At 68.0% G+C, this 16009-nt stretch carries 15 protein-coding genes and 2 pseudogenes; 6 read left to right on the top strand and 11 right to left on the bottom strand.

Annotation, left to right across the window (positions count from 1 at the left end):
* Positions 1–17 precede the first annotated feature (17 nt).
* Positions 18–440, bottom strand: coding sequence for a MerR family transcriptional regulator (locus QQS16_RS00625; RefSeq protein WP_286059506.1), 423 nt, complete (start codon positions 438–440; stop codon positions 18–20).
* A 54-nt stretch (positions 441–494) separates the two neighbouring features.
* Between QQS16_RS00625 and QQS16_RS00630 the strand changes: the two genes are divergently transcribed.
* A complete protein-coding gene (locus tag QQS16_RS00630) occupies positions 495–1466 on the top strand; it encodes an SDR family NAD(P)-dependent oxidoreductase (protein WP_286059508.1) in 972 nt (323 codons plus the stop codon).
* Positions 1467–1469: 3 nt separating this feature from the next.
* On the opposite strand, the gene QQS16_RS43355 is transcribed toward QQS16_RS00630, so the two are convergent.
* Entirely contained in the window at positions 1470–1775 is a 306-nt protein-coding gene (locus tag QQS16_RS43355; RefSeq protein WP_353479643.1) for a transposase family protein, read from the bottom strand.
* Positions 1776–1828: 53 nt separating this feature from the next.
* On the opposite strand from QQS16_RS43355, the gene QQS16_RS00635 reads away from it, so the two are divergent.
* Entirely contained in the window at positions 1829–2422 is a 594-nt protein-coding gene (locus tag QQS16_RS00635) for a YdeI/OmpD-associated family protein (protein ID WP_286066167.1), read from the top strand.
* Positions 2423–2521: 99 nt separating this feature from the next.
* Here QQS16_RS00635 and QQS16_RS00640 read toward each other — a convergent pair whose 3' ends face one another.
* The 5 genes from QQS16_RS00640 to QQS16_RS00660 all read right to left on the bottom strand — a co-directional run bounded on the left by QQS16_RS00640 (position 2522) and on the right by QQS16_RS00660 (position 6944).
* Positions 2522–3019 (bottom strand): hypothetical protein, encoded by a 498-nt coding sequence (locus tag QQS16_RS00640; RefSeq protein WP_286059509.1) that lies wholly within the window; start codon positions 3017–3019, stop codon positions 2522–2524.
* A 17-nt stretch (positions 3020–3036) separates the two neighbouring features.
* Positions 3037–3360 (bottom strand): replication-relaxation family protein, encoded by a 324-nt coding sequence (locus QQS16_RS00645; RefSeq protein WP_286059511.1) that lies wholly within the window; start codon positions 3358–3360, stop codon positions 3037–3039.
* 349 nt (positions 3361–3709) lie between these two features.
* Positions 3710–4675, bottom strand: coding sequence for a CopG family transcriptional regulator (locus QQS16_RS00650; protein ID WP_286059513.1), 966 nt, complete (start codon positions 4673–4675; stop codon positions 3710–3712).
* A complete protein-coding gene (locus QQS16_RS00655; protein ID WP_286059514.1) occupies positions 4672–5223 on the bottom strand; it encodes a hypothetical protein in 552 nt (183 codons plus the stop codon). The genes QQS16_RS00650 and QQS16_RS00655 overlap by 4 nt, the downstream gene beginning before the upstream one ends.
* Positions 5224–6368: 1145 nt before the next feature.
* Positions 6369–6944, bottom strand: a complete 576-nt coding sequence (locus QQS16_RS00660; RefSeq protein WP_286059516.1) for a CGNR zinc finger domain-containing protein — start codon at positions 6942–6944, stop codon at positions 6369–6371.
* Between the two features lie 204 nt (positions 6945–7148).
* Here QQS16_RS00660 and QQS16_RS00665 point away from each other — a divergent pair, with 204 nt between their 5' ends.
* Positions 7149–7772, top strand: coding sequence for a LysE family translocator (locus QQS16_RS00665; protein ID WP_286059517.1), 624 nt, complete (start codon positions 7149–7151; stop codon positions 7770–7772).
* A 122-nt stretch (positions 7773–7894) separates the two neighbouring features.
* Positions 7895–9267 (top strand): annotated as a pseudogene (locus QQS16_RS00670) (IS1380 family transposase).
* A gap of 176 nt (positions 9268–9443) precedes the next feature.
* Here QQS16_RS00670 and QQS16_RS00675 read toward each other — a convergent pair.
* Positions 9444–10619 (bottom strand): PP2C family protein-serine/threonine phosphatase, encoded by a 1176-nt coding sequence (locus QQS16_RS00675; RefSeq protein WP_502963878.1) that lies wholly within the window; start codon positions 10617–10619, stop codon positions 9444–9446.
* A 501-nt stretch (positions 10620–11120) separates the two neighbouring features.
* On the opposite strand from QQS16_RS00675, the pseudogene QQS16_RS00680 reads away from it, so the two are divergent.
* Together QQS16_RS00680 and QQS16_RS00685 are read left to right on the top strand one after the other, a co-directional pair.
* Positions 11121–11855 (top strand): annotated as a pseudogene (locus QQS16_RS00680) (Na+/H+ antiporter NhaA); the annotation flags it as partial.
* Positions 11852–12028, top strand: a complete 177-nt coding sequence (locus QQS16_RS00685) for a hypothetical protein (protein ID WP_286059521.1) — start codon at positions 11852–11854, stop codon at positions 12026–12028. The pseudogene QQS16_RS00680 and the gene QQS16_RS00685, both read left to right, overlap by 4 nt.
* 392 nt (positions 12029–12420) lie before the next feature.
* Here the strand turns inward: QQS16_RS00685 and QQS16_RS00690 are convergent, their stop codons facing one another.
* The 3 genes from QQS16_RS00690 to QQS16_RS00700 form a co-directional block, all read right to left on the bottom strand.
* On the bottom strand, positions 12421–12624 hold the full coding sequence (locus tag QQS16_RS00690) for a cold-shock protein (RefSeq protein WP_286059523.1): 204 nt from the start codon (positions 12622–12624) through the stop codon (positions 12421–12423).
* Positions 12625–12839: 215 nt separating this feature from the next.
* Entirely contained in the window at positions 12840–13856 is a 1017-nt protein-coding gene (locus QQS16_RS00695) for a hemolysin family protein (protein WP_286059525.1), read from the bottom strand.
* Positions 13853–15184, bottom strand: a complete 1332-nt coding sequence (locus tag QQS16_RS00700; RefSeq protein WP_286066168.1) for a hemolysin family protein — start codon at positions 15182–15184, stop codon at positions 13853–13855. Before QQS16_RS00700 ends, QQS16_RS00695 begins: the two co-directional genes overlap by 4 nt.
* Positions 15185–16009: the final 825 nt, after the last annotated feature.

The following is a 16009-nucleotide window of genomic DNA, read 5'->3' on the forward strand; positions in this document are numbered from 1 at the left end:
CGATGTCCGTCTTTGTTTCAGGCTGTCGGGTCCCAGAGGCCGCTGGCCTCACCACGAGCGAGGTGCTCGGCGTAGACGCCGACCTTCCAGGCAATGACGGAACGGCACTCCTCCAGCGCCGTGATCTGCGCGTCGACGCGTTGCCGGTGGGCGTCGAGGAGCTGCAGGCGTTTCTCCTCGTTGCCCGGACCGTGGCGCACCAGCTCTGCGAACCGCTTGAGGTCGGCCAGCGGCATACCGGATTTCCGGAGCTTGACGCAGATCAACAGCCAATCGACGTCAAAATTGCAGTAGCGTCGCCGCCCTCCCGTGGTGCGTTGGACCGGTCCGACCAGCAGGCCCTCACGCTCGTAGAAGCGCAGTGCGTGCACGCTGAGCCCGGTCTGCTCGGCCACTTCACCGATGCTCAGTGGGTCCTCACGCGCCTCGGTCGTCGTCATGCCGCTCAGCCTACGGCTTGATCTAGACCTCGCTCTAGCTCGTAGCGTCAGCGCATGACCACTACTGAGCAGCAGCCGCTCGGCTCGCCCTACTCCGCAGCCAGCACCGCCGAGGACGTCATGACCGGCCTCGACCTCTCTGGCGCGACCGCCGTCGTGACTGGGGGCTACTCCGGACTCGGTCTGGAAACCACCCGGAGTCTGGCAACCGCCGGGGCTCACGTCATCGTTCCGGCACGCCGGCCCGACATCGCCCGGACTACGCTCGCGGATGTGGAAGGCTGCGAGGTCATCCCCATGGACCTGGCCGATTCCGGCAGTGTGCACGCCGCCGCCGAACGGATCAACGACTCCATTGACCGGCTCGACCTCCTGATGGCTATCGCGGGCGTCATGGCCACCCCGGAGCGCCGCGTCGGACCCGGCTGGGAAGGCCAGCTCGCCGCCAACCACCTCGGACACTTCACCCTCGCCTGCGAGCTCTACCCGCTCCTGGCCGCAGCGGGCGGTGCCCGCGTCGTCGTCAACAGCTCCGCCGGACACATCCTGACCAACATCCGCTGGGACGACCCGCACTTCCGCACCGGCTACGACAAGTGGCTGGCCTACGGCCAGGCCAAGACCGCCAACGTCCTGTTCGCCGTACAGCTAGATACTCTCGGGCGCAACGACGGTGTCCGGGCATTCGCTCTCCACCCGGGCAAAATCATTACTGGTCTCCAGCGAGAGATGCCACTCCAGGAGCAGATCGACCGCGGATGGGTGGACGAGCACGGCAATGTGATCGGCACCGACTTCAAGACGCCCTCCCAGGGCGCCGCCACCGGTCTGTGGGCAGCCACGTCTCCACTCCTCGACGGCCGAGGCGGGCTCTACCTCGAAGACTGCGACGTCGCGCGTGTCTCCGCCCCCGACCAGCCCATGGACGACGGCGGCGTCCGCGAATACGCCATCAACGCCGGTGCGGCCGCACGGCTCTGGGACCTGTCCATCGCAGCGACCGGCGCCACCCCCATCACCCGATGACCCCTACCCTGCCTGCGCGGGCTCCCGGCAGAACCAGCGGCACTTGTGCCAGCCCAACTCCAGCCCGCTCTCGCCATACGGAAGGTCGCGGGGACGGGTGACCGCGGAGCCCTTTGCTCGGGTGGCGAAGACTCCGCAGGTCGGGCAGGCACTGGCGGTCTCATCGGTGGCGGGCAGGTGAACTCGGCGCCTTCCGTCGGCCAGCCGCTCAACCCGCGCGACACCCCGTCGAGGTCGAGCAACTTCGTATTGTTGAGCATGCCTGTGGTTCCTGCCTGATCGTTCTGCGTAGAGAACGGAGATGATCACGCAGGTCCACGGGCATCCGGGGCGTGCCCGAATGCGTCACGAAAATCGGCCGGGTGTGGTTCGCTGCTGGGGTGACTCAGGACTTGGAGATCGTCGCATTCGAATCCGCCGAGACATTCGAGGCATGGCTCGGCGAGAACCACGCCGTCTCGCCCGGCATCTGGCTCAAGCTTCGCAAGAAGGGCCCCGGCATCGTCGCGCTGGACTACGCCCAGGCGCTCGACGTGGCACTCTGCTACGGCTGGATCGACGGACAGAAAGCCAAGTTTGACGACCAGTGGTGGCTCCAGCGGTTTACCCCGCGCAAGCCGAGCAGCAAATGGTCCAAGGTCAACCGGGACAAGGTAGCCGCCCTGATCGAGCAGGGCCGGATGCGTCCGCCGGGGCAGGCCGAGGTCGACCGCGCCAAGGCAGACGGCCGCTGGGAGGCGGCCTACGACGGCGCGAAGACCGCCACGGTGCCGGACGACCTCGCGGCGGCCCTGACCGCCGACCCGGCCGCTGCGGCGTTCTTCGAGACGCTGGACCGGCAGAACCGCTACGCGATCCTGTACCGGATCCAGGACGCCAAGAAGGCCGAGACCCGGGCGCGCCGGATCGAGAAGTACGTAGCGATGCTGGCGAAGGGCGAGAAGCTGTACCCGTAGTCGCGGAGGGGTCCGTGGCCGTGTGGGCTCCCGGCGCCCCTGCGGCCACGGCAGCAGCCACCAGGCGTGTTCACCGAGCGTCACGAAACGTCAGAGGCCCTAAGCAGGCTCAAGATGGCCCGGCGGCTGGCGGGCGAGATCGGTGCGGCATTCGGGGCAGTGCCGGCCATCGGCAGGCGGGGCGTGCTCGTAGAGGATGCCCAGGGTTCCGGTGACGGGTAGGCCGCAGCGCTCGCAGGGATCCGCCGGCTTGGGCACATCCGGCACCGCGGGTACGGGAGGGGTCGGGATGTCTCCCCACTTCGGTTGCTGTTGTTGCTGGTTGCGGAGGTGTTCCTCGCGGTGTTTGCGGTGTGCGACGTCGCGGTGGTGCCAGGCGCGGGGGTTGGCGAGGGCGTCGGTGAGGGTTTCCCACTGGCCGTGGCCGCAGCGCCACCGCACCGCCGCATGCGGTCCATGCCGTCGGAGGCGGGGCAGTGTGGTGAACATCAGGGGGATGGTGTCGGTGTAGTTGTGGTAGCCGTCCGGTGTCTCGTCGCTCAGGGTGTCCATGCGTTCGTACTGGCCGGACCAGATGACGCGAGTCAGCTCCAGCACGCGGTTCATCCGGTTCTTCAAAGCCTGCCCCCCGCGCGCGTGCCGGGATTGAACACCACGGCGACGGGCGGGTGCCCCTCACGCTCAGTGGACGGGTAGAGCGTGCGCCACACCGGGACCTCGCGCCCCTGATGGTCTTTGGTGGTCAGGCGGAAGAAGCGCCGGTAGCGGTCGAACTTCGCCGCCAGGACCTCCGCGCTCTCGGTGCAGTTGTCGACCTCCAGCAACAGCACCGGCACACCCGCCTCCGGCGCGTGCAGAACCGCGTCCGTCTGCACGGTGGAGCGGCTGCGGCCCCCGGCCGGCAGATGATGCACCACCTCCGTGGACCAGGACGCCACCGACCCGATCCCCGCCGGTTCCCCCCTTGGTCGCCCGCTCCTCCGACTGATAGTTGAGTCAGCCTATGTCCGCTGCGGCGATCAACCTTCAGTGGCACGGGACAGCCGGGGCGACGGCATGCGCTGGGCGTGGCTACGTTCCGTACGCAGCGCGCGCACGAAGCGAGATCACGAGTGTCACGCCCCATCCGAGAATCTCGCCTGGGAAGGGCCCTTGAACCCGGAAAGGGGACTTACGTGGATGTATTCGAGGTGGCGTGACGCTTTTCCCGGGGAGCGTGACAGGCCATGTCACGCTCATGTTCCGTCAGCGTGACATGGCCCGAGTTCGGTCTCGGGGCGGCGGCCACTATCTCCAGCGCCGCAGCTCCCGCGTCAGCTCCTGGTGCCGCGCCGTACGGCGCGGCGCGCGGTGGCCGTCCGGCGGGGCGCCAAGGGCGACCACAGGATCGGTGACCTGGTAGGCGACCCGGTACGCGAGGACATCGGTCGCGGCGTCCATCCAGTCGTTGGCATTCCGGGAGGGGGCCATGGGGCCGAACGCGGTGACGAACCAGACCGGCAGCAGCTCCGCGCCGCTGAGCGCGTCGGAGAGACGGCTGCGCAGCCGAAGCCGCAGCTTCGTGTCCGCCCGCTGGCCTGCCTCGATCACCTTGGCCTTCTTCGCGCGCCGGGCGTCGTCCGCCTCAAGCTTCTGCCGGGCGTCCTCTGCGCTGATCCTCAGCGGACCGACCCGGCGGTGAGCGGCCTGGGCCTTGGGAGCGGACGACTTGAAGTCGAGTTCGGCCGCGTTCCGCTCGGGGTCGTCGGCCTGCGTGGTGGCCAGGATCGCGGCGGCGCGAAGAACTGCGGCACGGTGGCCGCCCCGTTCCTCCAAGGCCTGCTTGAGGTGGGCACCGGACAGCTTCAACCGGGAGCGCTCGTAGTCATCCAGCAAGCAGGCCTGCGCGTCGAGGCCCTTGTTCACGGTGACCGCCAGGGCGTGCACCTCACCGGCACGGTCCTCATCGAGGTCGACGACGACAGCGCCCTCGGCTTGGCGCAGATACCGCTCCAGCGCCGCCACCCGGGTCACGAGCCGGTCTACGCTCCCGTCGACCGCCGAGATACGGTCACCGAGGTCGTTGTCGACCCGTTCGGTTTCTTCCTTCGCCTCCCGCAGGTCGTACTCGAGACTGTCGACCCGGCGGGGGATTTCCTCCAGCCGGCCGACGGCGTCCTCCACGTCCGACACCTGCGAACTCACCCCGGACAGGCTGGTTTCGAGGTCGTGGACCTTGCGGTCCAGGCTCGTGTACGACCCTTCCACGCTCACGCCGCCTCCTTCCTTTCCCGCGTGTGTGCGGCGTCGGCGTCGGTCACCAGGACGAAGCTGCCGGTCCAGCCGGCGACCGCGGCGATCCAGAACCATCCGGACAGCACGTCGAAGACGAGCAGGGGCACCAGCACGGTGACCACCGCCAGGACGCCTGCCGCGACGCGCAGCTCCCGGTGCCCCTGGACCGGGGCCTCCATCCCGGTGGCCAGGAGACCGAACAGCACTTGGAAGACGCCGAGAGCGACCCAGCCCCAGCCGATCCATCCCATCAGCGGCGTCAGCGCGATCAACAGGCCCCCAAGCACGTGGACCAGCGCTGACCAGGTGAGGATGGTCTTGCTGACCTGCCGGTGCGGATCTTCCCGTTTCGCCGGGGCCTGGGCTTCGTACTCCAGCAGCGCCGATCCGGCCTTGACCAACTGCGCAAAGAGCGCCTCATAGCGCGGATGGTCTTCAGGCAGGCCCTGCAACTCGTGGAGGACCGAGCTGATGTCCTCCTGGAGGTCGGCGACCTTCCCGGTTATCTCGTGATCGATCTCGCCCACTCGTACCCCCTGTGACGACGTGCTGCCGGAACGCTTTCCGGCAACGGCCCGCACCAGCCGCAAACCGATCGACCGTACCGGCCTGCGTCCGCAGTGAGCTGGGCAATGATCAGAAGTGGCCGAATCCGCGCTGCTCCCCCACCCGCATCCGGCTTCCCGCGCCAGGGCGGTCCCGTGGTGCCCCGACCGCGACGACGGCCTCGTGCTCCTGGCGCTCGTTCACGCCGGGCTGCCCTCAGCGTCGGCCTGCTCGGTGGCGCGGGTGCGGCGAGGTCGGCACCGGCCTTGGGGTCGGCGGCGGCGAGTCGGGCCAGCCGCGAACGCCAGCTGGTCGACGCGGGCGGCTGGGACCAGGTGGGCAAGTTCGGCGAGCAGCGCGGCGCTTCCAACACCCCACGTCAGTAGTCGTTTTTCATGCCGTCGCCTACGCTGACCAGGCGTTTTCAACCTCGAACGTGGCGATCACGGCTTCGTGCCTGGCGTGACGTCGCCGAGTCCGCCGAGTCTGCTCTCAGGGTCGGGTACGCGGTCCGGTCAGAGTCGGGTGCGCTGCCACGGCCATCGGCGCCGTTGGGTGCGCGCGACCGCGGCCCGTGCCACCGCAAGGTTGCTGCGGCTGTTGAGGGTGTGGGGGTGATCGGGTCCCAGGACGCGTTCGCGGTCGAGGTTCTTCAGCGGTGCTGCTCCGGGGTGAGTACGGCTTCGGCAATTGCGTCATGCGGTTTGGGCTGCAGCGGGGGCGTGATCCCCGCGCGCGCTGTGCGTGGTGGACCTCAACGGGGTTACGTTCATGGACTCCGACGCCGCCCGGCGGGCCCTGTCCCCCCTGTTCTGGACGCACGTGTACCCCTACGGCCGGTTCGAGCTGGCCATGAACTGCCGCCTCGACCTCGCCGCAGCGGCCCCGGTTCCCGAGTCCCGCACGGCGCCCGATCCTGGCACTGCCCTCGCTGGAGCCCGCAATCAGCGGAGAGCGCCAGATCGGCGAAGCCGTCTGCCAGATCGTGTCCATCGTTCACTGATGGCCACTGCGCGCCGAGGCCCATTACGCTGGTGTGACGGCAGACCGACATCACGCATTCAAGTTCAGAAGCCTGCGCCAACGGACGAGGGGACAGGCGACGCCGGTGAACGCATGGGAGTGGTCAGTCGGCAAGGCTTGAGCTATTGCGTTTGTTGGCGAGGAAGCGTGCCTTCTTCTCGCGGTTTCCACACGTGTTCATGTCGCACCATTTTCGCGTGCCGCCTCGGCTGGTGTCCACGAAAGCGGCTCGACACGTGGGCGATGCACACAAGGAGATCTTTCCCTCTCGCTCTCCCGCAAGAAGACTGATTGCATCGGCGGCGATCACGCTGAGCGCATCTTCTACGGAAGAAGAGCTCAGCCGCCATTTCCGGCCACCGTCGGACGTCAAGATCGCCGAGGCCAAACCCTGAGTACTGCAGTCATTGATGACTTGGACGGCTGAAGAGGGAAGCGGGTTCCGGTTTGCAACGGCGGTGGCAGCTGCATGAATTGATTCCCTTAGCTCTCGAGCCCGGTCGAGCTGGGACTGGACGCAGGAGTCGACCACGAGTCCATTGACCGCCAACCAGTCTGTGAGCCGAGAGGGCACAGGAATGCGCTCCAGTGTTTCACCATAACGCTCTGACAGGGTTCCCGTGAAGCTGGTCGCCAGCACTTTACCCAGGCGAAATTCAGGAAAATAAACAGTAACCACGGAACCACCTTAGTCGGTTGCCATCTGAAGTGCAAACATGTTAGAACCGTCCTAGGTGGTTCTGCGTCGACTTGACGGTCCCATGGGATCCTCCCAGGTCAGCAGCAGGTGTCCGGCCACCGACTGGGGCGACTCGGCGCGGATCGAGCACTACCGACGTCGAGGGCTCCTGGCACGCCATGCCAAAGCCGGAGGTAGTTGACGATGGTGGATTTAGCGGTACTGCCGAGCTATATTGCGGTGATCCTGCTCTTCCTCGCTCCGCCCGGGCCCGATATGGCCTACATGCTCGCAGTGGGCCTTGAAGGTGGCCGCCTGTCCGCGCTGAGAGCCATCCTCGGCATAGGAACAGGTATGAGTGTCTATGCCGCCGCCGCCGTCGCCGGGATAGGAGAGATCACCCGATCGCACCCATCGGTGCTTGATGCGGTGAGAATGCTGGGTGCAGCGTATCTACTGTGGTTGGCGTACCTGACAATGCGACGTGCACGTCGCGCGATCAACGGACACAGCGATATCGCGACAGGTACATGGTATCTGCGAGGAGTGTTAGTCAGCCTGACGAACCCGAAAATAATTCTCTTTTACCTCGCAGTGCTCCCGCAGTTCATTGGGAGTGCAGAGAATCCCGAATTGCAGATGACCCTTCTCGGCGCAATCAACGTCCTAATGGAGGTAATTCTTTACGGGTGCATTGGGCTGTTGTCGGGATTTTTTCAAGCGCGAGTCACCGGCTCGACAAAAGCGACGGCTGCGCTGAATTATGCTGCATGCTCCGTTTATATTGTGCTGGCATCGGCGATCACTCTCGAGATTCTCTTGGCCTAACCTCGCGCTTTCATGAAGCGTGCTGTCCGGCAGATGATCAGGCAAGCAGAAAGTGCCCCTGAACAGCGAGAATGAGGATTGCTGACGTCCTTGTTCCCGCCCCTGTCGGAGGCACTTTCCAGGTGAAGAAGCCTATCGGGTCCTATCCCCATGTCCTTGTCCGGGATGACGGCCGGGCCGTGGTCTCGCAGGCCGGTTCGGTTCTGCTGGTCGAAACGGTCCGCAAGACCGGCCTCGACCAGGCCATATCCGCAGCACTCGCACCCGGGCGAGCCGCGGGCCGTCCATGACCCAGGCAAGATACTCGTGGATCTTGCGATGGCGGTCGCGCTCGGCGGGGACTGCCTCGCCGACATCGCGATGCTGCGGGCCGAGCCGGCCGTATTCGGGCCGGCGCCTCCGACCCGACGGTCTCCCGTCTGGTCGACATCCTCGCCACCGCGGGCAAGGAAGCACTGACCGCGATCCGCTCCGCACGATCCGAAGTACGCCAACACGGCTGGACGTTGGCCGGAAATCGGGCACCGAACACCGGTGGCCAGGTGATCGTTGATCTGGACGGAGTCCTGGTCGTCTCCCACTCCGACAAGCAGGATGCCGCCCCGACCTGGAAGAAGACATACGGTCACCACCCGCTGATGGGGTTCGTCGACCACGGGCCGGGCGGGACCGGCGAACCCGTCGCCGCTCTGCTCAGGCCCGGGAACGCGGGCTCGAACACTGCCGCCGACCACATCGAGGCCACGCGCCTCGCCCTGACCCAACTGCCGAAGAAGTACCGGCGCGGGCGGCAGACCCTGATTCGCTGCGACTCCGCAGGAGGCACCCACGAATTCGTGGCCTGGCTCGCCCGGCGCGGACGCTGGCTGTCCTACTCCGTCGGCATGGTGATCACCGGGGCCATCCACCAGCACGTCCTGAAAATCCCCGCATCGGCCTGGACCCCGGCCCTCGAGACCGGCGGCGAGGTCCGCGACGGAGCATGGGTCGCCGAACTCACCGGCGACATCCTTCAAGGCTGGCCGAAGGGCATGCGGCTGATCGTCCGCAAGGAACGGCCGCATCCCGGTGCCCAGTTGAGAATCACGGATGCGGACGGCATGCGGATCACCTGCTTTGCTACCAACACCGCCGGCCGTCCCATCGCCGAACTCGAGCTCCGTCACCGGCTGCGGGCCCGGGCCGAGGACCGCATCCGAGCTGCCGCGCGACGGGCCTGCGGAACCTGCCCCTGCACGACACCGCACAGAACAAGGTCTGGCTGGAGATCGTCCAGATCGCTCTCGACCTGCTGGCCTGGATGCCCATGCTCGCCCTGACCGGCCAGACCCGGCTCTGGGAACCCCGCCGCCTCCGCTTCCGCCTGTTCTCCGCAGCCGCCCAGCTCGTCACCACCGGCCCGCGCCGCATCCTCCGCCTCGCCCGCCACTGGCCCTGGACCCGGGAGATCACAGACGCCCTCGCACGGCTCGCACTCCTGCCGAACCCCGGCTGACCAGACCTTCCCGCCTCTACGAGGGAACCAGTCCAGACCGGAGCAGTGGAACCCGGCGTCCACCCGAGACGACACTCGGGCTTTCGGCCTGCCCACCACGAGCCACAGAAAGCGAAACGGCCCACCGACTCCGTCGGCGGACCGTCACGAAAGATCGAGGCTAGAGAGCACTGTGGTCACGGCTGCTGCTTTGTGCGGCCGGCTGAGGCTTGTTGGGCGTCCGCGCCGGAGCTGACGTGTCGTTGGGTCTCCTGGGGACCGTGCCAGTCCAGGCACATCACGGTGGCATCGTCTTCGAGCCGGCCGCCGGCAGCGTCACGGACTGCGGACGTCAGCATCAACGCGGTCTCCCGCGGGTGCAGGCCCCGGGTGCGCTCCAGCAGGGCGCGCAGGTCGACCCTCTCCCCGTGCCGTTCGACCATGCCGTCGGTGAACAGGAGCAGACGGTCACCGGGGCGCAGATCGAGGTCCTGAACGCGGTAGGGGAGGGTCGCGAACTCGGACAGCCCGAAGGGATGGTCCACCTCGCAGGTAATCACCTCCACAGCGCCCTCACGCATCCGCAGCGGCCAGGGGTGTCCCGCGTTGACGAGCTGGGCCCGCCCGGTGCGGAGATTGATGCGCAGCAGCTGCCCCGTGGCGTGCCCTTGGCCGTGCTCGACCAGGGCCTGGTCGGCGCGGTGCGCCTGTTCGGCCAGGCCGGCTCCGGCTCGGCGGGCGCCGCGCAGGGCACTCACCAATACTGTGGCGGCCAGGGCGGCGTCGATGTCGTGGCCCATGGGATCGGTCACCGACACGTGCAGCGCGTCCCGGTCCAGGGTGTAGTCGAAGGTGTCGCCGCTGAGGTCTTCGGACGGCTCCAGGCTCCCGCACAGGGTGAACTGCGCGGCCTCGCACGACAATGACAGAGGGAGCAGCTGGTACTGGATCTCTGCCGCCAGCGTGGGCGGCCTGGAGCGTTTCCCCCAGGTGTAGAAGTCGGTGAAACGCCCGTTGGCGATCACGATGTAGGCCAGGACATGGGCGGCTTCCCCGACCTCATCTAGGACGTCCTCGCCAGGTGCGGCAGGCAGGAGCAGCTCCAGCAGCCCGATCGCATCCCCCCGGTTGGTGACCGGCACGATCAGCCGCTGCCCCTGACCGGTCGCCTCCTGATACAGCCGCTGCGTACGGATCACCTCCTCGTAGACGCTGCCGAACAAGGGGATCCGCTCCACTTCCCGCCCGTCCTCCGCTGGGGCGGTCGACAGCCGCGCCACCGCCTTCCCCGTCAGGTCCACGATGAGGAAAGAGACCTTCGTAGCCTCGAAACGCCGCCGCAGGTCCTCCGCGATCACGTCCACCGCATCCACCGGCGCGGCCGTCTCCGCTGCCGTCAGCAACCGGGGAAGTCCACTCTGCCCACCACTCACGACCGCAGTTCCCTTCCACCCGCCCCGCCTACCAGCAAGAGAATCACCACGGCGAGCGTCAACCCATGAAAAGTAACAATAAGGGCCGATCATGGCGTTATGTGTTCATAGAAGTGAGTTTGTTTCCCGGCGTCCACTCGCTGACGCGGCCGTCGCGAATGCTCCAGCCGCGAACTCGACGAAGGGGTGGCCGCCTCTGCCCCGCTGTTGGGCAGCAAAGCCGAGACGATCACAGGTGCCCCAGTCCAGATCAAGGGGTCTATGGCTCATGAGACATGGCAAAGTCTGGAGAAGGACGGGTTCCGGGCCCTGCTCTCCGTGGACGCGGGCCGGGTGGTGCTGCGCTCCAGGCGCGGCACCGAGATGGGGCAGTCGTTTCCGGAGGTTGTGGGCGAGGCCGTGCATCTGCCGCGCTGGTCGTACGGGACGCCGCGGGCCGCCGCGCTCTTCTTCACCTCCGACCTCAACTACTGGGCACTCGCCGGGCCCTGGCCGGGCTGGTCGTCTTCTACCTGCTGCAGCGGCTGCGGGTGCGCGGCTGGTGGTGGTACCTGCCGCTCGGCGTGACGGTCTGGGCGCTGATGTACAACGGCGGCATCCACGCCACCGTCGCCGGCGTCCCCGTGGGCCTGATCCTGCGCACCACCCGCGACGAGGGCGAACAGGCCTCGCCCGGCGAACGCACCGGGCACCTGCTGCACCCGCTGTCCGCCGGGATCTGTGTGCCGCTGTTCGCGCTGTTCGCCGCCGGGGTCAGCGTCTCCGGCGACGCGCTGGGCAAGGTGCTCACCACCCCCGAGCCCCTCGGCGTGGTCATCGGCCTGCTCGCGGGCAAGATCCTCGGCATTTTCGCCGGCACCTACCTGGCCGCCCGCTTCACCCGCGCCCAGCTCACCCCGAGCTGGCCTGGCCTGATGTCTTCGGTCTCGCCACGCCGGCCAGCATCGGGTTCACCGTCGCGCTGCTCATCGGCGAACTCGCCTTCCCCGGCACCGCCACCGGCGAGCCGTCAAGGCCGCCGTCCTCATCGCCTCCCTGGCCGCGGCCCTGCTGGCCGCCCTGCTCCTGCGCCGCCGGAACACCGTCTACCGGCGCCTGTACGAGGAGGAGAACATCGACGAGGACGCCGACGGCATCCCCGACATCTACCAGCGCACCCCGGGCAGCGGCGCATGACACCACCACGCGCGCACCGCCCACTGGCAACCGCAGCGGCATGGCTCCTGATCTGCGTACTGGCCACCGTGGCCCTCATCCTCACCACACCCGCCTGGGGCAAGACGCTTTGGCTGATCGCTGCCGCCGCCGCCCTGAGCACCGCTGTCCAGTACGCGCGGCGCGCACGGTGAAAACGACACCGCGCTGGTGGCGCACAGCCCTGTCGGTCCTCGCAGGGTGGGCGGCGTCACCCTCACGCTTTGGCTGCTGAGCAGGGCCCTCGGCCAGCCTTCGCAGCTCGCCCCGTGCGCCGCGTCAGCCGCTCTGCTGGTCATGATCGGGGAAATCGGCGACTGGCTGCGACGTCGGTGGCGTGCCCGCCGCCACGGCAACCGGTCAGGATGATCAACAGATGCTGTTCAACAGCAATGTCCGTGAGCTTTTGACGTCTCATAGCCCCGGCCCAGTCTGAGGGCGGCGGCGTAGCGCAGTGTGCTGACCTGCCGTGGTCGCAGTGATGGGGTGGATGAGCGAGGCGGCTGCCGGCTGGGACAGCCGCCTGGCTCTGCCTCCCTGCGCCTGGTCAGCTGCGGATGATGTTCTGGGCCTGCGGGCCCTTCTGTCCCTGGCCGATGTCGAAGGTGACGTGCTCGCCCTCGTTCAGTTCGCGGTATCCGCTGCCCTGGATTTCGGAGTAATGCGCGAAGACGTCCGGGCCTCCGCCGTCCTGCTCGATGAAGCCGAAGCCCTTTTCGGCGTTGAACCACTTCACGGTGCCGCTGGCCATACTGGTCGATCCTTCGTTCATGCTTGGGAACAGCCCTTTCATCGAGGCATGCTCCGGCTCTCTGCAATAGGAGGAGCCGACAGCCGTTCTACCCCGGAACACGGCTCTTACTCGGCTGGCGACACAGGCTCACGCATAGCAAGCGCGCCGGGCGACGGCGCTTGCACGGCTGGTGGCAGAGGATGCCAGCATCCCCGCCCCTTGGGCCCGAGCGATCAAGCGGCCGTGGGACCGACGAGTTCGGACAGGACGTCTTCCATGGTGACGAAGCCGATGACGGTGCCCTTGTCGCCGGTGACGGCGGCGAGGTGGGTGCCGCCTGCCCGCATCGCGGTGAGGGCGTCGTCGAGCGGGGTGTCGATCTGCACGCGGGTCACGGGATGCAGCGCGGTACGGGGGAATGGCTTGTGCCGCTCAGCGACGCCGATGGCGTCCTTGATGTGCAGGTAGCCCATGATCGTGCCGCCGGGGCCCACGACGGGCATCCGGGAGTAGCCGGCGCCTGTGGCCGCCTTCTCCAACTGGGCGGGGGTGACGCGGTGGTCGGCCGTGCTCATCCGGGCCAGCGGCACCAGGACCTCGCCGACCGGGCGGGTGCCGAGCTCCAGGGCGTCGCGCAGCCGTTGGCCGTCGGCAGGCTCGAGCAGGCCGGCCTGGCTGGAGTCGGCAACGAGGCGGGCGAGTTCGTCGTCGGTGTAGACGGCGGCGACTTCGTCCTTGGGCTCGACTTTGAGCAGGCGCAGCAGGGTGTTGGCGAAGGCGTTGATGGAGAAGATGACGGGCTTGAGTGCGCGGGTGAGGGCGACCAGTGGCGGGCCGAGGAACAGTGCGGTGGGCACCGGGGCGGCCAGGGCGATGTTCTTGGGCACCATTTCGCCGAAGAGCATGTGCAGGTACGTCGCGAGCGTCAGGGCGATGACGAAGGCGATCGGGTGGATGAGCCCTTCGGGCACGCCGATGGCGTGGAACGGCGGTTCCAGCAGGTGGGCGATGGCCGGCTCGGCGACGGCGCCCAGGACGAGGGAGGAGACGGTGATGCCGAGCTGGGCGGTGGCCATCACCGCCGACAGGTGCTCGATGCCCCACAGAGTGGTCCTGGCCCGCTTGTTCCCGGCCTGGGCCTGGGGCTCGATCTGGCTGCGGCGGACCGAGATCAGGGCGAATTCGGCGCCGACGAAGAAGGCGTTGGTGAGCAGGGTCAGGGCGCCGATAAGCAACTGGACGGTGGTCATCGGGCACGCTCCTGCTCGGCACGGTCCGCCGCAGGGGCGGTGAGGGTGAGACGGTCGGCGCGGTGATGGTCGACGTCCAGGACGGTGATGTCCCACCCGTCGAGGTGCACGGTGTCTCCCGGCCGGGGGATGCGTTCCAGGAGGGTGGCGGTCAGGCCGGCGAGGGTTTCGTACGGGCCGTCGACGGCGCTCAGGCCGATCTCGGCGAGCTGGTCGGTGCGGATACTGCCCTCGGCCTGCCAGATGCGGCGCCCGTCTTCGGTTGCGGGGCCGGGCAGCAGGTCGGGCAGCTCGAGGGGGTCGTGTTCGTCGCGGACCTCGCCGACGACCTCTTCGATGATGTCCTCGACGGTGGCGACGCCGGCGGTGCCGCCGTATTCGTCGATGACCACGGCCATCGTGCGCTCGGTGCGCATCCGGGCGAGGAGGGTGTCGACGGGCAGGCTGTCGGGCACCAGCAGCGGCGGCGTGATCAGGTCGGTGACCGGTGTGGCGTCACGCTCGTCCTCGTCGAGGGCGAGGACGTCGCGGATGTGGAGGGTGCCGATGATCTCGTCCAGGCTGTCGCGGTAGACGGGGAAGCGGGACAGGCCGGTGGCATGCGTGAGGTCGACGGCGTCCGCGGCGCTGGCGTGGGCTTCGAGAGCCTTGACGTCCACCCGCGGGGTCATGACGTTCTCGGCCGTCAGCTCACCCAGGTGCAGGGTGCGCACGAACAGCTCGGCAGAGTCCTTCTCCAAGGCCCCCTGGGCCGCGGAGTGCCGGGCCAGCGCCACCAGTTCCTCCGGGCTGCGGGCATGAGCCAGCTCCTCGGCCGGCTCCAGGCCCAAGCGGCGCACGAAACGGTTCGCGGTGTTGTTCAGGTGCTCGATGAAGGGTCCGAAGGCGGCGGTGAAACCGCGCTGCGGGGTGGCGACGACCTTGGCCACGGCCAGCGGCCGGGCAATCGCCCAGTTCTTCGGCACCAGCTCACCGACGACCATCAACACCACCGTGGAGACGGCGACACCCAGGATGGTGGCGACCGTGGAAGCAGCGCCTGCCAGGCCGATCGCGGTCAGCGGGCCCCGCAGCAGCGCGGCCAGGGACGGCTCGGCAATCATGCCGATCACCAGCGAGGTCACCGTGATGCCCAGCTGCGCACCGGACAGCTGGAAAGTCAGACGGCGTACGGCCTTCAGCGCGCTGTCCGCGCCGCGCTCACCCGCCTCAGCCGCACGCTCGAGGTCAGCGCGCTCGACCGTGGTCAGGGAAAACTCGGCCGCGACGAACACCGCACACGCGAGAGTCAGCGCCAGAGCCAGCAGGAGCAGCAGCAACTCGGTCACCGTGCCACCCCCCATGCACTGCTCGCTGTCGGGTGGGGTATGGCACGGCTCGTACTGGGAGGTTCACCCATCGCGGGTCTGCCGCTCCTTTTCGTCACTCAGCCGCCCCCGGCGGTGGGGGCGGAACGTCATCGTCGGGAAAGGGAAGTCTCCCCCACTCAATAGTAAAGGACCAGTAAAGCCGCTTCTCGATCCGGACAAGGACCGGGGCGATGGCAGACGGCGTCCAGGCCGTGGCCGGAGTGATCCCAGCGCGCGCTGTGCATCCCGGGGTGTCAGCGTGGTCAGCAAGAGCATTGTGGCGCCCGGACAGATGGGAGTGGTTGGTCATGGCGCGCGATCTGGACCGGCGACGACCAAGGCCGCCTTCAGTACGTCGGCCGCACCACCACCCTCGCCCAGGCGGCAGGTGCGGCGGTCGCCGGGATACTCGCTGCGGGGCGGCGCGGTCATCCGTGGACAGGCTGGTCGTTCACCGCCGGGTGGGGCAGCCAGGAAAAGCTGAACGTCACGCTGGTGGAACCCGAGCTGGTGGTGGAGGTCGGCGTCGACGTCGCCCGCGACGCCTCCGGCCGGTGGCGGCATCCCGCACGCTGGCACCGTGCGCGCCCTGACCTCTCCCCCGCCGACGTCCCCCGCCTGACGTCACCGCCGCGCCGACGGCGGCCATGGGCGCGGCGGCCCCGCCGACGCGCAACCTGCTGAGCGCGCCCCGATCCCCGGCTGTGTCCGCGCCGCCCATCCCGCCCTCCCTCATCCTCAACTCCAGCCAGACACCTCATGTTGCTATGCCGTCAAGTCGGCCGGCCTTTGAAGGCCGGGGTC

This window comes from Streptomyces sp. ALI-76-A, from assembly GCF_030287445.1.
In the GTDB taxonomy this organism is placed as follows: domain Bacteria; phylum Actinomycetota; class Actinomycetes; order Streptomycetales; family Streptomycetaceae; genus Streptomyces.

Coding starts and splice junctions, on each gene's coding strand:
- QQS16_RS00625 (WP_286059506.1), bottom strand. CDS start 440: ATGACGACGACCGAGGCGCGTGAGGACCCACTGAGCATCGGTGAAGTG.
- QQS16_RS00630 (WP_286059508.1), top strand. CDS start 495: ATGACCACTACTGAGCAGCAGCCGCTCGGCTCGCCCTACTCCGCAGCC.
- QQS16_RS00665 (WP_286059517.1), top strand. CDS start 7,149: ATGGTGGATTTAGCGGTACTGCCGAGCTATATTGCGGTGATCCTGCTC.
- QQS16_RS00685 (WP_286059521.1), top strand. CDS start 11,852: ATGACACCACCACGCGCGCACCGCCCACTGGCAACCGCAGCGGCATGG.
- QQS16_RS00690 (WP_286059523.1), bottom strand. CDS start 12,624: ATGGCCAGCGGCACCGTGAAGTGGTTCAACGCCGAAAAGGGCTTCGGC.
- QQS16_RS00695 (WP_286059525.1), bottom strand. CDS start 13,856: ATGACCACCGTCCAGTTGCTTATCGGCGCCCTGACCCTGCTCACCAAC.